This is a genomic window from Streptomyces sp. TLI_55, from assembly GCF_900206255.1.
In the GTDB taxonomy this organism is placed as follows: domain Bacteria; phylum Actinomycetota; class Actinomycetes; order Streptomycetales; family Streptomycetaceae; genus Streptomyces; species Streptomyces aquilus.
Window position 1 is genome coordinate 8,822,533 of the sequence record NZ_OAOJ01000001.1, and the last position, 18,500, is coordinate 8,841,032.

The window sequence follows — 18,500 nt, forward strand, 5'->3', positions numbered from 1 at the left end:
GGGCGCAGCCCGCAGGGGCGGCGAGAAGAGGTGCTGGGTGCGGAGGGTGTCGCATGAGCGACTCCTTTCAGCTGGGCGCATCGTGATGGCTGCGCCTAGTGAGGGAACCGCTCCCACTGGTGCGACGGACGCTAGCGCCAACCGCCGTGCTTTCACAGGGTGGTTGCTTAACTTTTTTGTACGGCAAACCGGTTCGAACGATTCAACTTCTCAACGTATTGACGCGCACGGTGTCCGTCCCCAAGATGGGAGCGCTCCCACTGGTTCAGGCCTTGATCCCCCACCGAGCCGTGTACGGCAAGGAGGAACCAGCACATGGATCCCGGACGTAAGCGCAGAGCCGCGCGGCGGTTGTGGACCGCCGTCGCGGCCGCGTTCGCCCTGCCCCTGTCGATGCTGGCCGTCGGCCCAACACCTGCTCAGGCGGCGGGTGTTCAGTGCAGCGTCGACTACAAGACCAACGACTGGGGCTCCGGCTTCACCGTCGATCTCACCCTCACCAACCGCGGCACCGACGCGATCAACGGCTGGACCGTGACGTACGGCTACACGGGCAACCAGAAGCTCGTGAACGGCTGGAACGGCACGTGGTCGCAGATCGGCCAGACGGTCACCGTGCAGAACGCCCCGTACAACGCCACCCTCGCCGCGGGTGCCGCGGTGACCGTCGGCGCGCAGTTCGGCTACAGCGGAACCAATGCGGCGCCCACCTCCTTCGCGGTGAACGGCACCCCCTGCACCGGTGCGCACCAGCCCCCGGTGACCGTGCTGACCAGCCCCAAGCCGGGCGCCGTCTACACCAAGGGAGACCCGGTCCCGCTCGCGGCGACCGCGGCGGCCGCCGACAACGCCACGATCAGCAAGGTGGAGTTCTACGACGACACCACCCTGCTCGGCACCGACACGAGCGCCCCGTACTCGCTTTCCGCTTCAGATTTGACCGTGGGCAGTCATTCCCTGGTGGCGAAGGCGTACGACAGCCTGGGCGCCTCCGCAGAGTCCACGCCGGTCGGCATCACCGTCGCGGCGGGACCGGCCCTCGTGCTCTCACCCGGCCAACTCGCCGTGCAGCAGGGCAAGTCGGGAACCTTCTCCGTGAAGCTCTCCACACAGCCGGCCTCCAACGTGACCGTGAGTGTGGAGCGTACGAGCGGCAATACCGGACTGTCGGTGACCAGCGGTTCGTCGTTGACCTTCACACCGTCCAACTGGAACACCGCGCAGCAGGTGACCGTGACCGCGGACGCCTCGGGAACCGGCGCGGCCACGTTCACGGCATCGGCCGCCGGCTACGCGAAGGCGACCGTCACCGTCACGGAGCTGGCCGCGTCCAAGACGTACGACGCGCGCTTCCTGGACCTCTACGGCAAGATCACCAACCCGGCGAACGGTTACTTCTCCCCACAGGGCATTCCGTACCACTCGGTGGAGACGCTGATCGTCGAGGCACCGGACCAGGGGCACGAAACGACGTCGGAGGCCTACGGCTATCTGCTGTGGCTCCAGGCGATGTACGGCAGGGTCACGGGGGACTGGTCCAAGTTCAACGGTGCATGGGCCCTGATGGAGAAGTACATGATCCCCACCCATGCCGACCAGCCCACCAGTGGCTCCTACAACGCCTCCAAGCCGGCCACCTACGCGCCGGAGGCGGACACGCCGAACGAGTACCCCGTGAAGGTCGACTCGTCGGTCCCGGTCGGCTCCGACCCGATCGCGTCCGAGCTGAAGTCGGCGTACGGCACGGACGACGTCTACGGCATGCACTGGATCGAGGACGTCGACAACGTCTACGGCTACGGCAACACGCCCGGCGGCAGCTGCGAGGCCGGCCCCACGGCGAGCGGACCGTCGTACCTGAACACGTTCCAGCGCGGCCCCCAGGAATCGGTCTGGGAGACGGTGCCGCAGCCGACCTGCGACGCCTTCAAGTACGGCGGTAAGAACGGCTACTTGGACCTGTTCACCGGCGACAGCTCCTACGCCAAGCAGTGGAAGTACACGGACGCCCCGGACGCCGACGCGCGTGCCGTGCAGGCCGCGTACTGGGCGGACGTCTGGGCCAAGGAACAGGGCAAGGGCGGCGACGTGTCGGCCACCGTCGCCAAGGCGTCGAAGATGGGCGACTACCTGCGCTACGCCATGTTCGACAAGTACTTCAAGAAGATCGGCAACTGCGTGGGCCCGGCCACCTGCCCGGCCGGCACCGGCAAGGACGCCTCGCACTACCTGCTGTCCTGGTACTACGCCTGGGGCGGCGCCGCCGACACCAGCGCCGGCTGGTCCTGGCGCATCGGCTCCAGCCACGCCCACAGCGGCTACCAGAACCCGCTGGCGGCCTACGCGCTCAGCTCCTACGCCGACCTGAAGCCCAAGTCGGCGACGGGCGCGGGTGATTGGAGCAAGTCGCTGCAACGCCAGATCGAGTTCTACCGGTGGCTCCAGTCGGACGAGGGGGCCATCGCGGGCGGGGCGACCAACAGCTGGCAGGGCCGCTACGCCACGCCGCCGTCGGGCACGCCGACCTTCTACGGCATGTACTACGACGAGCAGCCCGTCTACCACGACCCGCCCTCCAACCAGTGGTTCGGGTTCCAGGCGTGGTCGATGGAGCGGGTGGCCGAGCTCTACCAGCAGACCGGTAACGCCCAGGCGAAGGCGGTCCTCGACAAGTGGGTCAAGTGGGCGCTGTCCAAGACCACGATCAACCCGGACGGCACCTACCAGATCCCCGCCACGCTCCAGTGGTCGGGCAAGCCCGACCCGTGGAACGCGTCAAGTCCCGGTGCCAACAGCGGACTTCACGTCACCGTCGCCGACTACACCAATGATGTCGGTGTGGCCGCCGCGTACGCCAAGACACTCGCCTACTACGGGGCCAAGTCCGGTGACGCGACGGCCAAGTCGACGGCGAAGGCCCTGCTGGACGGCATGTGGAACAACTACCGGGACAGCCTGGGCATCGCCGTCCCCGAGACCCGCACCGACTACAGCAGGTTCAACGACAGCGTCTACGTGCCGAGCGGCTGGACCGGCACGATGCCGAACGGCGACGCCATCAACTCCTCGTCGACCTTCCTCTCCCTCCGGTCCTTCTACAAGAACGATCCGGCGTGGTCGAAGATCGAGGCCTATCTGAAGGGCGGCGCCGCCCCCGTCTTCACCTACCACCGGTTCTGGGCCCAGGCCGACATCGCACTGGCCATGGGCTCGTACGCGGAGCTCCTCGAATAGCCCCCGCCACGGCTCCGCGTACCTGACCCCGCCGAAGGCGGGCGGGGTCATGCGGCCGGACGGCCCCGCCCCCCGGGGCCGTCCGGCACTTTGGGAGCGCTCCCAACGCTCTGGCCAACGCTCTGCCATTTCTTGAAAGCACCCGCGGAGGAACTGCATGCAATCCGTACAGCACAAGCCAGGAACGCGAGCCCTGTGGGGCGCCGTGCTGACCACGCTCGTCGCACTCGCGGCGCTGCTCGGCGCAGCCCCCGCGTCGCACGCCGACACGACGATCTGCGAGGAGTTCGGCTCCACCACCATCCAGGGCCGCTACGTCGTGCAGAACAACCGCTGGGGGACCAGCGCCACCCAGTGCATCTCCGTCACGGACTCGGGCTTCCGCATCACCCAGGCCGACGGCTCGGTCCCCACGACCGGCGCCCCGAAGTCGTACCCCTCCGTGTTCAACGGCTGCCACTACACCAACTGCTCGCCCGGCACGAACCTCCCGGCCCGGCTCAGCTCCATCGCGAGCGCGCCCTCGGGCATCTCGTACAGCTATGTGAGCGGCGCGGTCTACGACGCCGCGTACGACATCTGGCTGGACCCGACACCCCGCACCGACGGTGTGAACCGCACCGAGATCATGATCTGGTTCAACCGGGTGGGCTCCGTGCAGCCGGTGGGCTCGCCCGTCGGCTCCGCCACCGTGGCCGGGCGCCAGTGGCAGGTGTGGTCCGGCAACAACGGCTCCAACGACGTCCTGTCCTTCGTCGCACCGTCGACGATCGACAGCTGGAACTTCGACGTGATGGACTTCGTCCGCCAGGCCGTCTCCCGCGGACTCGCCCAGGACAACTGGTACCTGACGAGCATTCAGGCAGGCTTCGAGCCCTGGCAGAACGGCGCGGGACTGGCGGTCAACTCGTTCTCCTCCAGCGTGAACCTCGGCGGCACCGGCGGAGGCCCGGGCGGCTCGTCGGCCTGCAAGGTGGCCTACGGCACCAACGTGTGGCAGGGCGGGTTCACGGCGGACGTCACCGTGACCAACTCGGGGTCGTCGCCCGTCGACGCCTGGAAACTCGCGTTCACCCTGCCGTCCGGGCAGAAGATCACGAGTGCCTGGAGCGCCCAGATCTCACCCTCGTCAGGAGCGGTGACGGCCGGCGGCATGGCCTACAACACGTCCATCCCGCCGGGCGGTCAGGTCTCCTTCGGGTTCCAGGGCACGTACAACGGAGCCTTCGCCAAACCGGCCGCGTTCAGCCTGAACGGCACGTCCTGCACCACCGCGTGACGGCACCGGGACGGGCGGATCGGTCCCGGCCGTCCTGAGGTCCTGCCCTCGTCCCACCGCGCGCACCCGGCACCGCGGATCCGCCTGGCCGACCTGTCCGTCGCTGAGCGGATCCGCGGCGCCGCCTCCGCGGACACCGACAGCGAGACCTGCTTCCGGCCGACCCTGTCCGATCATGTGCGGAAGGCATGTGCCCGGCTGCTCCGCCCCGTAAGATCGGTGATCTCGCGGGTGGGGGAGGTGGTCATGGCCGGGCGACGACCTGGAGCGCCGACTCTGGAAGAGGTGGCTGCCCACGCCGGGGTGGGGCGGGGCACGGTGTCGCGGGTGATCAACAACGCGGCCGGCGTGAAGGAATCGACGCGCCAAGCCGTGCAGCGAGCCATCGAAGAACTCGGGTACGTGCCCAATCTCGCGGCCCGTTCCCTGGCCGCCCGGCGTGCGGACGCCGTGGCCCTCGTACTGACGGAGCCGGACTGGCGGCAGTTCGCGGAACCGTTCTTCTCGGAGATCGTCCGCTCGCTCGGCGATGCGCTGGCGGACACCGGGATGCAGCTGATGCTGACCCTGGTCCGCTCGAAGTCCGAACGGCAGCGCTTCCTGGAGTACGCGCGAGGAGGCCGGGTCGACGGCGTGCTGCTGATGTCGGTGCACGCCGACGACAGGCTGCCGGACATGCTCGCCGAGGCACGGGTGCCGACCGTGCTGCTGGGGCGTCGCTCGGGTGACGAGTACGTGAGCTACGTCGACGCGGACAACGTGGGCGGCGCCCGAACTGCCGTGTCCCACCTGCTGAAACAGGGCCGCTCGGCGATCGCCACCATCACCGGACCCCTGGACATGTACGCCGCGCAGTGCCGACTGCGCGGCTACCAGGACGCGTTGGCGATGGCCGGCCACAAGACGTCACGGTCCTGGGTGGCGGAGAGCGACTTCTCGGAGGAGAGCGGTCGCCGCGCCATGACCGAACTCCTCGCACGCCACCCCGAGTTGGACGCCGTCCTCGCCGCCTCGGACACCACGGCGGCCGGGGCGCTGCACGCACTGCGCGCGGCCGGACGCCGGGTCCCCGAGGACGTCGCCGTCATCGGCTTCGACGACTTTCCCCTGGCCCAGCGCACGGAGCCGCCGCTGACCACCGTGCGCCAGCCGCTGGAGCAGATGGGGCGGGCCATGATCAAGCTGCTGCTGGAGGAGATGGAGGAGCAGTCCGTGGCCTGGCGCCACGTCATCCTCCGCACGGAGCTGGTCGTCCGTGAATCATCCTGACGGCCCGCCACCGAGGGGTTCAGCCGGGCGGCTCGCTCAGGTGACGAGAGCGTGCGCCTCCCAGTTGGCCAGGTGCTGGCCGACGCAGGCGTGGATGCCGACGCCGAAGGTCAGGTGCTCGGAAGGCTTCCGGGTGATATCGCAAGGCACTGATGACTTCCTCGCGCGTCTCCACCTCCAGCGCCACGGCGAGGGACACCTGCGCTCCGTCGTGGAAGCCGGTGAGGTCGGGCGGGAACAGCCCGGTGAGGCCGTGTCCGGCAACCTCCGGCTCCCCACCGAAATGGACGGGCCCCGAGACCCCGGGTTCCCGGATCGCCAGCCGCTCAATGTCACAGGCTTCGCGAAGGCGGCGATCGCGGCGAGGTATGCGGCTTCCACCGGCCCGTGATCACTGTCCGTGTCGTCGTCCCCGACGTAGTGGCCGTGCTCGTCTCGGTCGGCGGGGCCGCCAACGCAGTCGGCGGATCCGTTGCCGAGACTCAGATCCGCACGTGGCGATGCGATGAGGACTACTCCTGGCGCGCTGCGTGAGCCCGATCAAGGCCGTCACGGTCTGGCTTCGGTGGCCAAGGTTTGTACGGACGGCTGTGCCGTGCGGCCGTGATCGGACAGAATGCTGGACATGACGACTTGAAGAGCACCGGCCGGGCGGCAGCGCTGGCGCAAGGTCGGGAGCGACTGGTCTGCTCCCGATGGCGAACGACGGATCTGCGCCGCATGCGGGACGCCTGTCCGCTCGTACCGATACCGCTTCTATCCGCCCGAGTCCTCCATGTTTGAGCGCTGCGTCGGGTTCGCCTGGTGCTCAACTTGCAGGATTTACTCGGGGAACATGGTTCACATCCCGCGGAAGCGGGTTCTGGTCGATGCCCTCGCATCCTTTCCTCCTGAGGAACGCGAGCGGTTGGTACGTTCGGAGACGATGCTGGTCGAGTTCCTGGACCACTGGCTCCGAGGCGGTGAAGGGCAGCGCTGACCGCCGCTGGAGAGCCGGCAACCTACTGAGCCTCCGTCGGCCCGACGCCCCGGGAAAATCGTGCACACGGAACTTGATGCCGGGCGTGAGCGCGTCGGCTTCCGCGATCATTCTGTCCTGGAATGCGGTGGCGATCGTCCGGTCCTTGCCGAAGGGCAGGTAGGTGCGCGGGATGCGTCCCCAACTACCAGCCCGGCCGACCGCTCGGCCCGCACAAGCGGCGACCGGCTCGTCGGTCTGCATGCCGGCCAGGATCCCCGCCGCCCGTGACACGCGCCTCGTAGTCCTCCAGCCCGAGGTGCCGGAGTCGTATCAGCGAAAGCCTCTGTGCCGTGTCAGCTCCCGCGCGATCGGCATCCAGAACGCGCCGCCGCTGTGGGTACTGTGCACCAGCACGTAAGTGGTGATCCCGCGACGCGCGCCCGCTGCGGCCGGCGAGGTTCCGAGCCCGGTGGCCAGTGCCAGTGCCTTGCCCCCCACCGCGAGTCCCAGCCCCCGCAATGCCGTCCGCCTCGTGGCACCTGTTCGTTCTTCGTTCGTCTCATCCGTCATGAGTACGAACGGTGCTCACCAGGGGAGGGCCGTGAACGCCTGGGGAGGTCGAAGCGGTCCTCCTCATGCCGTGCCGGCCTCGCCCTCGCCGCCCCCGCCCATGCCGACTGGTCGCGCGGCCAGGCGACGGCGCGACTACGGTGAGGGCGTATGAGGAGCTGGTTTCTGGATGCCGTGCCCCGTCTTGCCGGCTCGGTGGTTCTCGGTGCCGTGGTCGGCGTGGCCGTCGGCATTCCGGCGGACCCGCCCCTGGGCGCTCTGGCCGCCATCGCCGCCATGGAACTGAGCTTCGTGCTGGCGGGCTGGGCGGTGCTGTGGCCGATGGACGCCGCGGCGACCCACCGCAATGCGCGGCGGGAGGACTTCCGGCCCCTGCTCGATGAACTCGTGGTGGTGGCGGTGGCGCTGTGCGGACTGTTCGCCATCGTGCTGCTGCTCCTGCGCGGCAAGTCCGACAACACTCACGCGGCGGCGGCGATCTCCCTGTGCGGGGTCTTCGTGGCCTGGGCGGCGCTCCATCTGATGTACGCGGCCCGCTACGCCTACGTGTACTACGAGTCCGGCGGCGGGATCGACTTCAATACGGACGATCCGCCGGCGTACCGGGACTTCTTCTATTTCAGTTACAACCTCGGCATGACCTATCAGGTGTCGGACACCGATGTGTCGAGCTCGGCGATCCGCGCCATCGTGCTGCGGCACACGCTGCTGTCGTACGTCTTCGGCACCAGCATTCTCGCCACCGCCATCAACCTCGTGGTGGGACTCGTCAGTTGACGATGACGGCGAGCGCCCGGGGGCGCTCGCCGATCATCGTCTGCCGCCGTTGAGACGTACGGCCTGTGCCGCGGTCGCGAGTTCGGCCAGCGCCAGGGGGTCTTGGAGTGACCGTCCGGTCAGCTCGCGGATCCGGTTCAGCCGGTAGCGCACCGTGTTGGGGTGGCAGTGCAGGAAGCGCGCGGCCCGCTCGGCCGATCCGCCGTGGTGCAGGAACGCGTGCAGCGTGCTCAGCAGGGCGTCGCGGTCCTCGGGCGGCAGATCGAGCACCGCGCCGAGCACCCGGTCCGCCAGCCGCCGTCCCTCGTCCGGGTCGTGGGCGAGCAAGGCGGCGAGCGGGCTGGAGCTGAACGGGCGTACGTCGGTGGTGCCGACCGGGATCTCGGCGAGTGCCGTCCGGGCCAGGTGCAGTGCGCGCGGCGTCTCGGTGAGCGACAGATAGGGCGGGCTGATGCCGGTGCGGGCGCCGGCCGCGTCGCGCAGTACGGCCAGCATCGCGGTGCCCTGTTCCTCGCGTACGGCCACGACGCCGGCCTGCGTGGTCGGGGTGAGCTGCCAGGCCGACACGATGCCCCGCTCGGCGAGCCGCCGTTCGACCCCGAGCAGGCTCTCCTCGGCGAGGCCGGCGGTCTCCGCGGCCACCACCACCAGTTGCGTGTCGAGCGGCAGTCCGAGGAGTCGGCCTACCTCCCAAGGGCCGGCGTCCCGGACCGACTGACCGGTGAACAGCGCCTCCACCAACGCCGAACGCCGCCGCTGCTGGGCGGCCAGGAGCTCCGCGGTGGCCGCCCGGTACGCCTCCGTGAGCAGCAGCGCGTGCTCGTCCGCGAGCCGCCACAGCCTGCTCGACGCCTCCAGCAGCGCGTCCATGGTGTCGGCGCGGCCGTCCTTGCGGGCGTAGGCGACCAGTGCGTCGAAGAGCATCGAGCAGCCGATCCGGTAGACCTGAAGGACCTCGGGCAGGGGCGCCCGCTGGTGGGCCCGGCGTCGGCCGGTCTCGGAGGGTGCCGCCCGGTCGAGGGGGACGTCGGGATCGTCGAGACCGCTGACCATGAACCCGAGATTGCGTTCGATCGACCGGCGCAGGTCGTCGCGCGGGACGACGTCGCCCTCGCGATACAGGTCGATGCGCTCGCACACGGCCGCGTACACGTCGACCATCAACTCGGTGAGGTGCTCGCGGGCCCACGCGACCAGGGAGGTGAGCGCGGGGTTGCGCTCCTCGTCAGCTCCCCGCGCAGTTGTCCGCTCAGCCATCGGCGCTCCCCGTCCGGCTGACATCGTACGCGCAGCCGTACGCCCCCACTGCCCGCCGCGGGCCCGGCCCGCCGCCCTGCTGCCGTGTCCCGTGGTGCCGTCGGAAGGTGATCGATGTCGTGGTGCGCACGGGTGTCAGTCGGTGCCGGCGGGGCGGACGGTGAGGTGGAGGGTGTCGTGGTCGACGTCGGCGATGATGGTGTCGCCGGGCTCGGCGGTGCCGCTGAGGAGGATCTCCGCGATCCGGTTGTCGAGTTCCGCCTGGATCGTGCGGCGCAGGGGGCGGGCGCCGAACTCCGGCTGGTGGCCGTGCGCCACCAGCAGCTTCTTGGCCGCCTCGGTGACGTCCAGCGTCATGCCCTGCGCGTGCACCCGGCGCTTGCTCTGCTCCAGGAGGTGGTCCACGATCTGGGTCAGATCGTCCTCGGTGAGGCCGTGGAAGAGGATGATGTCGTCGATGCGGTTGAGGAACTCGGGCAGGAACCGGGTGCGCAGGAGCTGCATCAACTCGTCCTTGAGCTCCGACACGTCGCCCTTGTGGTCGATGATGCGCTGGGCGCCGAGGTTGGAGGTCATGATGACGACGCAGTGCCGGAAGTCGACGGTGCGGCCCTGGGCGTCGGTCAGCCGGCCGTCGTCGAGGAGTTGCAGCAGGGTGTTGAAGACATCGGGGTGCGCCTTTTCGACCTCGTCGAACAGGACGACGCTGTAGGGCTGGCGCCGGACCTTCTCCGTGAGCTGACCGGCCTCCTCGTAACCGACGTATCCGGGAGGCGCGCCCACGAGCCGCGCGACGGTGTGCTTCTCCTGGAACTCGCTCATGTCGAAGCGGATCATGCGGTTCTCGTCGCCGAACAGCAACTCGGCGAGTGTCTTGGCGAGTTCGGTCTTGCCCACGCCGGTGGGGCCGAGGAAGAGGAAGGATCCCACCGGACGGTTCGGGTCGCCCATGCCGGCGCGGTTGCGGCGTACGGCCTGGGAGACGGCGGTGACCGCCTCGTCCTGGCCGACGATCCTGGCGTGCATCTCCTCCTCCAGCTTGAGGAGCCTGTCCTTCTCGCTGGCGGTGAGTTGGGAGACGGGGATGCCGGTACGCCGGGAGACCACGTCGGCGATGTCGGCGGCGGTGACGGAGACGACGCCTTCGCGCCGTTCCTCGATCCCGGCCAACTCGCCCTCGGCCTCGTCGATCCGCACCTTCAGCTCGGTGGCCTTCTCGAAGTCCTCCACCGCCACCGCCTGGTCCTTGTCGCGGCGCAGCCTGGCGAGGCGGTCCTGCACACCGACCACCTCGGTCGAACGGTCGGCGCTGCGCAACCGCACCCGCGCGCCCGCCTGATCCATGACGTCGATGGCCTTGTCGGGCAGGAAGCGGTCGCCGATGTAGCGGTCGGACAGTTCCGCCGCCGCCACCAACGCCCCGTCGGCGAAACGGACTTGATGGTGCGCCTCGTACGCGTCGCGCAGCCCCTCCAGGATCTGCACCGTCTCCTCGACCGTGGGCTCGGGAACCATCACGGGCTGGAAGCGGCGTTCGAGAGCGGCGTCCTTCTCGACGTACTTGCGGTACTCGTCGATGGTCGTGGCGCCCACCACGTGGAGTTCTCCGCGGGCCAGAGCGGGCTTGAGCATGTTGCCCGCGTCCATCGCGCCCTCACCCGTGGCACCCGCGCCCACGACGGTGTGCAACTCGTCGATGAACAGGATGATGTCGCCGCTCGCCGCCTGGACGTCCTCGATGACCTTCTTCAGCCGCTCCTCGAACTGGCCGCGGTACTGCGCGCCGGCCACCATGCCTGACAGGTCGAGGGCCACCACCCGCTTGTCCCTGAGGGTGTTGGGGACCTCACCGGCCACGATGCGCTGGGCGAGCCCCTCCACGATCGCGGTCTTGCCGACGCCGGGCTCTCCGATGAGCACGGGGTTGTTCTTGGAGCGCCGCGAGAGGATCTCCACGGTCTCCTCGATCTCCTGCGCCCGGCCCACCACGGGGTCCAGCTTTCCGGCCTTCGCCTCTTCCGTCAGGTCGCGCCCGAACTCGTCCAGCGTCGTAGACGGCGCCGCCTTGCCGTCCGCCGGGGCGGCATCGGCCTGGGACGTCCTGTCGGTGAGACCGCGCAGCTTCTGCACGTCCACACCATCGCCGCGGATCAACCGCCCGGCGCCCGTGTCGGTACCGCTCAACAAGGCGCCGAGGATGTGCTCGGGGCCGATGTAGGAGGCTCCGGAGGCCTGCGAGTGGGAGTAGGCGGCGGCGAGGGTGCGCTTGGCGGCCGGGGTGAGGCCAGGTTCGGCCGACGGCTCACCCGACTCCCGCGGCAGCACGTCGGCGATCTTCGACGCGAACGCATCGGGGTCCACCCCCGCCTGGGCCAGCAGGCTCCGTGAGGGTTCCACCTTCGTCGCGGCCCACAGCAGATGGTCCGTGTCCAGGTCCGAGGTCCCGTCCTGCAACGCTCGCTGAGCGGCGAGACTGAGCAGCTCCTGGGACGGCTCGCTCAACAGGCGGCCGATCGGGACCCGTTGCACGGCCGGAGGAGACGACGCGGGTGACATGCCGAAGAAGCGGTTGAACAAGTCACTGAAAGGATCCGACGAACCGAAAGCTGAACCAAACGGCATGGACATGGGAACTCCAGATGCGGTGAACACGCACGAAGCCGTACTTCGGCGAGCCGGCACGCTCGCAGCGCGCCGCGCGGACCGGGCCTTTGCCAGAAGTCTCACGCTAACGCCGATACGCGTACTCGACACCTTCTCGCGCCGGTACTGGCAGGCGTCACAAACTTGCTTGTCGCGACCGACAAACCAGGCCTCGACCTGCAGAAATCCGGGATGGTCATGCTCTAGCTTCGGTGCCGTACGCCACATCCTCTCCCGCTGTCCGAGCGGCAGGGCTTCCTGGAGGAACCATGAAGGACACGCGGTCCCGGAATGTGATCGCGATTCGGTTCGCCGAGGACGACAAGACATATCGCGCCCTGGCACGGCTCAAAAAGGCCGACGCCGAAGGTCTTGTCGACGTGCACGCCGCCGTGGTGGCCGAACGCACGGCGGACGGCGCCCTTGAGGTCATGGACGGCACCGACAACGTCACGGCGGCGGCAGCGACCTCGGGCAGCCTCATCGGAGCGCTGGTGGGCCTGCTCGGCGGCCCGTTCACGGTGCTGCTGGGCTGGGGCGCCGGTGCCCTCGTCGGCGGGGCGATCGACATGCACCGGGCCTCAGGGACCGACGCCGCCCTCAGCGAGCTGGCCAGGACGGTTTCGCCCGGGCGCACCGCGCTGATCGCCGAGGTGACCGAGACCCGCGAGAGCGTCATCGACGCCGATGTCGCGGCAGGCGGCGGCACGGTCGTCAGGCGCCCGGCCCACGAGGTCCTGGACGAGTTCGAGGCCACCGCCGACGCGGCCAGGGAAGCCCAGGCCGCCGCGGCCGCGACACTCCGTACGCAAAAGCGCACGGAACCACACGAGGAATTCCACGAGCGCTGGGAAACCATCAGCAACAAAATGCGCCTGTGAACCCCTGCGCACGACATCCCGCCCTCCCGCAGGCCAGGAGCGGGGCCTGCTCCAACGTGTGGCAGCGGCTGATCCACCGGCATAGCCTGAGACAGCGACGACCATCGGCCCGCCCGGGTCAGAAGGGGTGAGGCATGTGAGCGCCTCCGAAGACAGCCGGGATCAGCCGGAACCGCGGGTGGGCCCCGTCGCCGAAGGCGAACCGACCGCCGAGCGCTACCGGCATCCCGCCGCGGGCTGGGGGGCGGCCAAGAGCGTGGGCCAGGTGCTGGTACGCGAGGGCGCCCTCGTCGACGGCCCGCGCGCGATCATGCGGATGAACCACGAGAACGGCGGCTTCGACTGCCCCGGATGCGCGTGGCCCGACGACACCAAGGGCCTGCACCTGGACATCTGCGAGAACGGCATCAAGCACGTCACCTGGGAGATGACGCGCAAGCGGGTGGATCGCCGGTTCTTCGCCTCCCATTCGGTCACGGAGCTGTCCGGCTGGAGCGACTTCGCCCTCGAGGACCAGGGCCGACTGACCGAACCCATGGTCTACGACGCGGAGTCGGACCACTACGTCCCCCTCTCCTGGCACGACGCGTTCGAACTGGTCGGCCGGGTCGTACGGGAGCTGGACGACCCGAACCAGGCGTCGTTCTACACCTCCGGCCGACTCGGCAACGAGGCCACCTTCCTCTACCAGTTGATGGCCCGGGAGCTGGGCACGAACAACCTGCCCGACTGCTCCAACATGTGCCACGAGGCCAGCGGCCGCGCCCTGCAGGCCTCCTTGGGCACCGGCAAGGGCACGGTCGACCTCAAGGACTGGGAGGCCACTGACGCGCTGTTCATCATGGGGGTGAACGCGGCCTCCAACGCGCCCAGGATGCTGACCGCGTTGGCCGAGGCGTACCGCCGCGGCGCCCAGATCGTGCACGTCAACCCGCTGGTCGAGGCAGCCGCGACGCGCACCATCGTCCCGCACGACTTCACGGACATGGCCCGCTTCAAGGCGACCCGGACCAGCACCCTGAACCTGCAGCCGCGCATCGGTGGCGACATGGCGCTCCTGCGGGGCATGGCCAAGGCGATCCTGGAGCAGGCGAAGACCGATCCCAAGGCGCTGGACCGGGAGTTCATCGACCGGCACACCGCCAACTTCGACACGTACCGGAAGGTGTGCGAGGACACGTCCTGGCAGGAGATCGAGCACCAGTCCGGCCTCAGCCGCGACGACATCCTCAAGGCGGCGCGGGTGTACCGGGACGCCGACCGCAGCATCTTCAGCTGGTGCCTGGGCGTCAGCCAGCACGAACACGGCGTCGACACCGTCCGGGAGATCGTCAACGTCCTTCTGCTGCGCGGCAATCTGGGCCGGGAGGGGGCAGGACCGTCACCGGTGCGCGGGCACAGCAACGTCCAGGGCAACCGGACGTGCGGCATCGACCACCGGCCCACCGACGAGTTCCTGGACCGCCTCGCCGACGTGTGCGGCATCGATCCGCCGCGCGCGCACGGCCTGGACACCGTCGGCACCATCCAGGCCATGCACCGCGGCGAGGTGAAGGTGTTCGTCGGCATGGGCGGCAACTTCGCCCTCGCCGCCCCCGACAGCGCCTACACGTACGAGGCGCTGCGCTCCTGCGACCTCACCGTCCAGGTGAGCACCAAGCTGAACCGCAGCCATCTCGTCCACGGCCGGCAGGCGCTCATCCTGCCGTGCCTGGGCCGCACGGAGAAGGACCACCAGCGCACCGGCATCCAGAGCACCTCGGTCGAGGACTCGATGAGCATGGTGCACCTCTCGGTCGGCATGAAGCGTCCCGCCTCCGCGCATCTGCTCTCCGAACCCGCCATCATCGCCGGCATGGCGCGCGCCGCCCTCCCGGGCAGCGACACCCCGTGGGAGTGGTACGTCGAGGACTACGACCGCATCCGCGACACCATGGCGCAGGTCCTCGACGGATTCGAGGACTGCAACCGGCGCGTACGGCTGCCGCTCGGCTTCCGCATCAAGCAGCCCGCCCGCGAGCTGGTCTTCCACACCCCGTCCGGACGCGCCGAGTTCTCCGCGGCCCCCCTGCCCGACGTCGTCCCCGCCCCCGGTGACCTGGCCCTGGGCACCATGCGTTCCCACGACCAGTGGAACACGACCATCTACTCGGACAACGACCGCTACCGGGGCGTCAAGAACCTGCGCACGCTCGTCTTCATGAACGAGGACGACATGCGCGAGCGCGGCATCGCGAAGCTCGACCCGGTCGACATCGTCAGCACCGCCAAGGACGGCACCCACCGTCGTCTCGACGGCTACCTGGCCATCCCGTACGACATGCCCAGAGGCTGCGCGGCCGGGTACATGCCGGAGATGAACGTGCTGTGCGCGATCGGCGACTACAGCACGCAGAGCGACCAGCCGCTCATGAAGCACGTCAAAGTCCGTATCACGCCGGCCGGTTGAGCCATGGCCGAGCCACAGTCCGTGATCATGCCGCCGGCCAAGTCCGCCGTGTTCCTGGTGTGCACCCTCACTCCGGGCGGTGAGGACAGCGTGCACGCCCTGCTCCAGGACATCGCCGGACTGACCCGTACGGTGGGCTTCCGCGCCCCGGACACCGAACTCACCTGCGTCGTCGGCATCGGATCCGACGCGTGGAGCCGTCTCTTCACCGGCCCACGCCCACGCGACCTCCACCCCTTCGTGCCCCTGACCGGCACCCACCACCATGCCCCCTCGACCCCGGGCGACCTCCTGTTCCATCTCAGGGCCCGTCACATGGGCCCCTGCTTCGAACTCGCCCAGCTGATCTGCGCACGTCTCGACAGCGCCGCATTGGTGGTCGACGAGGTGCACGGCTTCAAGTACTTCGACGAGCGCGACCTCCTGGGCTTCGTCGACGGCACCGAGAACCCGGAGGGCCGCCGCGCCGCCGACGCGGTGTTCATCGGCGAGGAGGACCCGCGGTTCGCGGGCGGGAGCTACGTCGTCGTCCAGAAGTACGTGCACGACCTCACCGCCTGGAACGCGCTGACCATCGAACAGCAGGAGAAGGTCATCGGCCGGACGAAGCTGAGCAACGTCGAACTGCCCGACGAGGTCAAGCCGCCGGACTCACACGTCGCCCTCAACACGATCACGGACGCGGACGGCACCGAACTCAAGATCGTGCGGGACAACATGCCCTTCGGCCGCGTCGGGGAAAGGGAGTTCGGCACCTACTTCATCGCCTACGCGCGCACCCCCGAGGTGATCGAGCACATGCTGCGGAACATGTTCCTCGGCGACCGCCCCCACGTCCACGACCGCATTCTCGACTTCTCCACCGCAGTCACCGGCGCCCTGTTCCACGTACCCACCACCGACTTTCTGCACGATCCGCCCGCCCCGCCCCCGAGGTGACACCAAGTCCAGGACGAGTGAAGACGACAGGAGGGGAACGCGGCAGTGGGACCAGCCCCAGGGGCAACCCCGTACACCGAACAGCAGGACCCACCAGGACACGGGATCAGCCCACGGCGCCGGATCGCGCGTCGCTTCCTGGCCGAGCTACGCAAGGACAACCTGGGCGACTGGGCCGCCGCGTTGACCTACTACGCCGTCCTGTCCTCTCTCCCGGCACTCCTCGTGCTGACATCCCTGCTCGGCGCCATCGGTCCCTCCCTCACCGAGCCGCTCCTGCGTGACGTGAGCGACCTCGCACCCGGCCCCTCTCACGCCTGGATCACCCGGGTACTGGCCGCCGTCGAGCGGCGGCACACGGCGGCGGGAGTCGCCGGAACGCTCACCCTGATATGGGCGGCCTCCCGCTACGTCGCCGCGTTCATCCGCGCCATGAACGCCGTCTACGACGTTCCCGAGGGCCGTCCCACGAGACTCCTGCTTCCGTTGCGCATCGGGCTGACCGTGCTGACACTCCTCATGGTGACCACGGCCGCCGCAGTGGTGGTCCTCAGCGGACGGCTGGCCGACCGCGTCGGCGTCGCACTCGGCGCCGGACACAGCGCCGTCACCGCATGGCAGTGGGGCAAGTGGCCACTCCTGCTGCTCCTGGCCGGTCTCCTGATCGCCCTGCTGTACTGGGCCGCCCCCAACGCCCGCCAGCCGTTCCGCTGGGGCACCCCCGGCGGCCTGGTCGCGGTCGCGGTCTGGTGCGCCGCCTCCACGGCCTTCGCCTACTACGCCGCGCACTTCGGCTCGTACGACCGCGTGTACGGGAGCCTCGCGGCCGCCATCACCTTCCTCATCTGGGTCTGGCTGGCCAACCTCGCTCTTCTGCTGGGAGCCGAGCTCAACGCAGAATGGGAACGCGAACGCGCCATCGCACAGGGGCTCCCCGCCGATCAGGAGCCGTACATGACCCTGCGCAGGGCGGTGAGGATTCACGATGACGCCCTGTGACACGGAGGGCCGGCCGACAGGCGAACTGGGAAGAGGTGGGCGGGTCATGACGACGGAGCAGAGCACCGAGGGCGCGGTGGACGCGGTCGTGCTCTACGACGGCCGGGTGCTGCTGGTGAACACGCAGGACCGCTGGACCCTGCCCTCAGGCGACCCCGAACCCGCCGAATCCGCGTCGGCCACCGCGGCGCGCGCGGTGTACGAGCTCACCGGCTACCTCGTCGACGGCTCGACGCCCCTGCCGCAGCAGGCATCGGATACGGCAGGCGGGCGACGGGCCGTGGTGTGCCAACTGCTGAGCGAGACCCCGTCGGACAACGCGCGGCTCGAAGCGGACCAGGTCCGCTGGTCCTCGCTCGCGGAGGCGGTCGATGCGGGGCTTTCCGAGACGGTGCGGATCTATCTGGAGGGCCACACACCGGTGTAAGCGCCCGCTGTCCACGGGCCGCCCAACCGGACCTCGCAGAGGAACCGTTGGCAGAGCCCCCCTCCGGTGAGGGGGGCAGCTGAGGGTTCCGTCGGCGCCGCTGTGCCGCCGCTCACTGGTTGGAGTGGATGAGATCTCCGATGGACCATGCGCTGACGTCCTCGATCGCGACGCGGTACATGCCGCCCGTCTCCGGAATCCCGAGGGTGCCCTGCAGGATCCGGGCGAGATGGAAGTGCAGGTGCGTGGGTGCCTCGGTGCGGCCGGAGTGGTTTCCTCGGTCTCTTCGCGCGAAGACGTCCGCGAAGGGGCCGAGACGGTCGGAGTCCTTGAGGACCTCTGCCACCCGCTCCCTCCAGACTGCCTCGGGAGCCAGCCGGCCGGTGATGACGGCGCCACCGACGACCACGGTCAGCGACATCTGGTTGCTTCCCCCCAGCTCCACGGCGGCGGAGAGGGCGACGAGCAGTTCATCAGGGTTCGACATGACAGCAGAGCTTATGCGGCCCGCCCGTATCTGACGTAGCTGGGGCTGATGTGGCCGCGCGCGGCCAGGAGGGCTGCAACCGGCCGGTGAGAGCCGTCAGCGGCAGGATTCTTCTTCACCGACCGAGTGAAACCTGTTCTTGCGGAAGTAGATTTTCGTCCCTGGTGTGGGTATGCTTGTTGCAGTACCCAAGGTCGACAAGACCCGCCGGACACGTACGGGCGGGGTAGCCGAATACGAAGCAGGTTCAAGGAAGGAACGGAGGAACAGACGCCATCAGGATCGCCCGGCCCGGCAAGAACACGGCCCGGGCACCGCAAGACCCCGG

At 69.0% G+C, this 18,500-nt stretch carries 14 protein-coding genes; 9 read left to right on the forward strand and 5 right to left on the reverse strand.

Annotated elements, in window-relative coordinates; all coding sequences use genetic code 11:
• Positions 1-315 precede the first annotated feature (315 nt).
• The 3 genes from CRP56_RS40330 (at position 316) to CRP56_RS40340 (ending at position 5,782) form a co-directional block, all read left to right on the forward strand.
• Positions 316-3,234 (forward strand): glycoside hydrolase family 48 protein, encoded by a 2,919-nt coding sequence (locus tag CRP56_RS40330; RefSeq protein ID WP_097272711.1) that lies wholly within the window; start codon positions 316-318, stop codon positions 3,232-3,234.
• Positions 3,235-3,391: 157 nt separating this feature from the next.
• A complete protein-coding gene (locus CRP56_RS40335; RefSeq protein WP_097272713.1) occupies positions 3,392-4,513 on the forward strand; it encodes a GH12 family glycosyl hydrolase domain-containing protein in 1,122 nt (373 codons plus the stop codon).
• Positions 4,514-4,759: 246 nt separating this feature from the next.
• On the forward strand, positions 4,760-5,782 hold the full coding sequence (locus tag CRP56_RS40340) for a LacI family DNA-binding transcriptional regulator (protein ID WP_097272715.1): 1,023 nt from the start codon (positions 4,760-4,762) through the stop codon (positions 5,780-5,782).
• A 36-nt stretch (positions 5,783-5,818) separates the two neighbouring features.
• Here CRP56_RS40340 and CRP56_RS48695 read toward each other — a convergent pair whose 3' ends face one another.
• Positions 5,819-5,932, reverse strand: a complete 114-nt coding sequence (locus CRP56_RS48695; protein ID WP_257041623.1) for a cytochrome P450 — start codon at positions 5,930-5,932, stop codon at positions 5,819-5,821.
• 658 nt (positions 5,933-6,590) lie between these two features.
• On the reverse strand, positions 6,591-7,004 hold the full coding sequence (locus CRP56_RS48700; protein ID WP_257041624.1) for a hypothetical protein: 414 nt from the start codon (positions 7,002-7,004) through the stop codon (positions 6,591-6,593).
• A 459-nt stretch (positions 7,005-7,463) separates the two neighbouring features.
• Between CRP56_RS48700 and CRP56_RS40355 the strand changes: the two genes are divergently transcribed.
• Positions 7,464-8,090, forward strand: coding sequence for a DUF1345 domain-containing protein (locus CRP56_RS40355; protein WP_097272717.1), 627 nt, complete (start codon positions 7,464-7,466; stop codon positions 8,088-8,090).
• 33 nt (positions 8,091-8,123) lie between these two features.
• Here the strand turns inward: CRP56_RS40355 and CRP56_RS40360 are convergent, their stop codons facing one another.
• Both CRP56_RS40360 and CRP56_RS40365 read right to left on the reverse strand, forming a co-directional pair.
• Positions 8,124-9,347, reverse strand: a complete 1,224-nt coding sequence (locus CRP56_RS40360) for a PucR family transcriptional regulator (protein ID WP_097272719.1) — start codon at positions 9,345-9,347, stop codon at positions 8,124-8,126.
• 135 nt (positions 9,348-9,482) lie between these two features.
• Positions 9,483-11,975 carry an ATP-dependent Clp protease ATP-binding subunit gene (locus CRP56_RS40365; RefSeq protein WP_097272721.1) on the reverse strand — a complete coding sequence of 831 codons (2,493 nt, stop codon included), beginning with the start codon at positions 11,973-11,975 and terminating at the stop codon, positions 9,483-9,485.
• Between the two features lie 284 nt (positions 11,976-12,259).
• Between CRP56_RS40365 and CRP56_RS40370 the strand changes: the two genes are divergently transcribed.
• From CRP56_RS40370 to CRP56_RS40390, 5 genes are all read left to right on the forward strand, one after another.
• On the forward strand, positions 12,260-12,871 hold the full coding sequence (locus tag CRP56_RS40370; protein ID WP_097272723.1) for a DUF1269 domain-containing protein: 612 nt from the start codon (positions 12,260-12,262) through the stop codon (positions 12,869-12,871).
• Positions 12,872-13,007: 136 nt separating this feature from the next.
• Positions 13,008-15,320, forward strand: coding sequence for an FdhF/YdeP family oxidoreductase (locus tag CRP56_RS40375; RefSeq protein ID WP_097272725.1), 2,313 nt, complete (start codon positions 13,008-13,010; stop codon positions 15,318-15,320).
• A gap of 3 nt (positions 15,321-15,323) precedes the next feature.
• Positions 15,324-16,259 carry a Dyp-type peroxidase gene (locus CRP56_RS40380; RefSeq protein ID WP_097272728.1) on the forward strand — a complete coding sequence of 312 codons (936 nt, stop codon included), beginning with the start codon at positions 15,324-15,326 and terminating at the stop codon, positions 16,257-16,259.
• Positions 16,260-16,304: 45 nt separating this feature from the next.
• On the forward strand, positions 16,305-17,258 hold the full coding sequence (locus CRP56_RS40385; protein ID WP_097272730.1) for a YihY/virulence factor BrkB family protein: 954 nt from the start codon (positions 16,305-16,307) through the stop codon (positions 17,256-17,258).
• Between the two features lie 46 nt (positions 17,259-17,304).
• Positions 17,305-17,685, forward strand: a complete 381-nt coding sequence (locus tag CRP56_RS40390; protein WP_097272732.1) for an NUDIX domain-containing protein — start codon at positions 17,305-17,307, stop codon at positions 17,683-17,685.
• Between the two features lie 112 nt (positions 17,686-17,797).
• Here the strand turns inward: CRP56_RS40390 and CRP56_RS40395 are convergent, their stop codons facing one another.
• On the reverse strand, positions 17,798-18,172 hold the full coding sequence (locus CRP56_RS40395) for a hypothetical protein (RefSeq protein ID WP_097272735.1): 375 nt from the start codon (positions 18,170-18,172) through the stop codon (positions 17,798-17,800).
• Positions 18,173-18,500 lie beyond the last annotated feature (328 nt).

What these genes read in the sequence shown, in the direction of transcription:
- CRP56_RS40330 (WP_097272711.1), top strand. Translation starts at nt 316, where the DNA reads ATGGATCCCGGACGTAAGCGCAGAGCCGCGCGGCGGTTGTGGACCGCC.
- CRP56_RS40335 (WP_097272713.1), top strand. Translation starts at nt 3,392, where the DNA reads ATGCAATCCGTACAGCACAAGCCAGGAACGCGAGCCCTGTGGGGCGCC.
- CRP56_RS40340 (WP_097272715.1), top strand. Translation starts at nt 4,760, where the DNA reads ATGGCCGGGCGACGACCTGGAGCGCCGACTCTGGAAGAGGTGGCTGCC.
- CRP56_RS48700 (WP_257041624.1), bottom strand. Translation starts at nt 7,004, where the DNA reads ATGCAGACCGACGAGCCGGTCGCCGCTTGTGCGGGCCGAGCGGTCGGC.
- CRP56_RS40355 (WP_097272717.1), top strand. Translation starts at nt 7,464, where the DNA reads ATGAGGAGCTGGTTTCTGGATGCCGTGCCCCGTCTTGCCGGCTCGGTG.
- CRP56_RS40360 (WP_097272719.1), bottom strand. Translation starts at nt 9,347, where the DNA reads ATGGCTGAGCGGACAACTGCGCGGGGAGCTGACGAGGAGCGCAACCCC.
- CRP56_RS40365 (WP_097272721.1), bottom strand. Translation starts at nt 11,975, where the DNA reads ATGTCCATGCCGTTTGGTTCAGCTTTCGGTTCGTCGGATCCTTTCAGT.
- CRP56_RS40370 (WP_097272723.1), top strand. Translation starts at nt 12,260, where the DNA reads ATGAAGGACACGCGGTCCCGGAATGTGATCGCGATTCGGTTCGCCGAG.
- CRP56_RS40380 (WP_097272728.1), top strand. Translation starts at nt 15,324, where the DNA reads ATGGCCGAGCCACAGTCCGTGATCATGCCGCCGGCCAAGTCCGCCGTG.
- CRP56_RS40390 (WP_097272732.1), top strand. Translation starts at nt 17,305, where the DNA reads ATGACGACGGAGCAGAGCACCGAGGGCGCGGTGGACGCGGTCGTGCTC.
- CRP56_RS40395 (WP_097272735.1), bottom strand. Translation starts at nt 18,172, where the DNA reads ATGTCGAACCCTGATGAACTGCTCGTCGCCCTCTCCGCCGCCGTGGAG.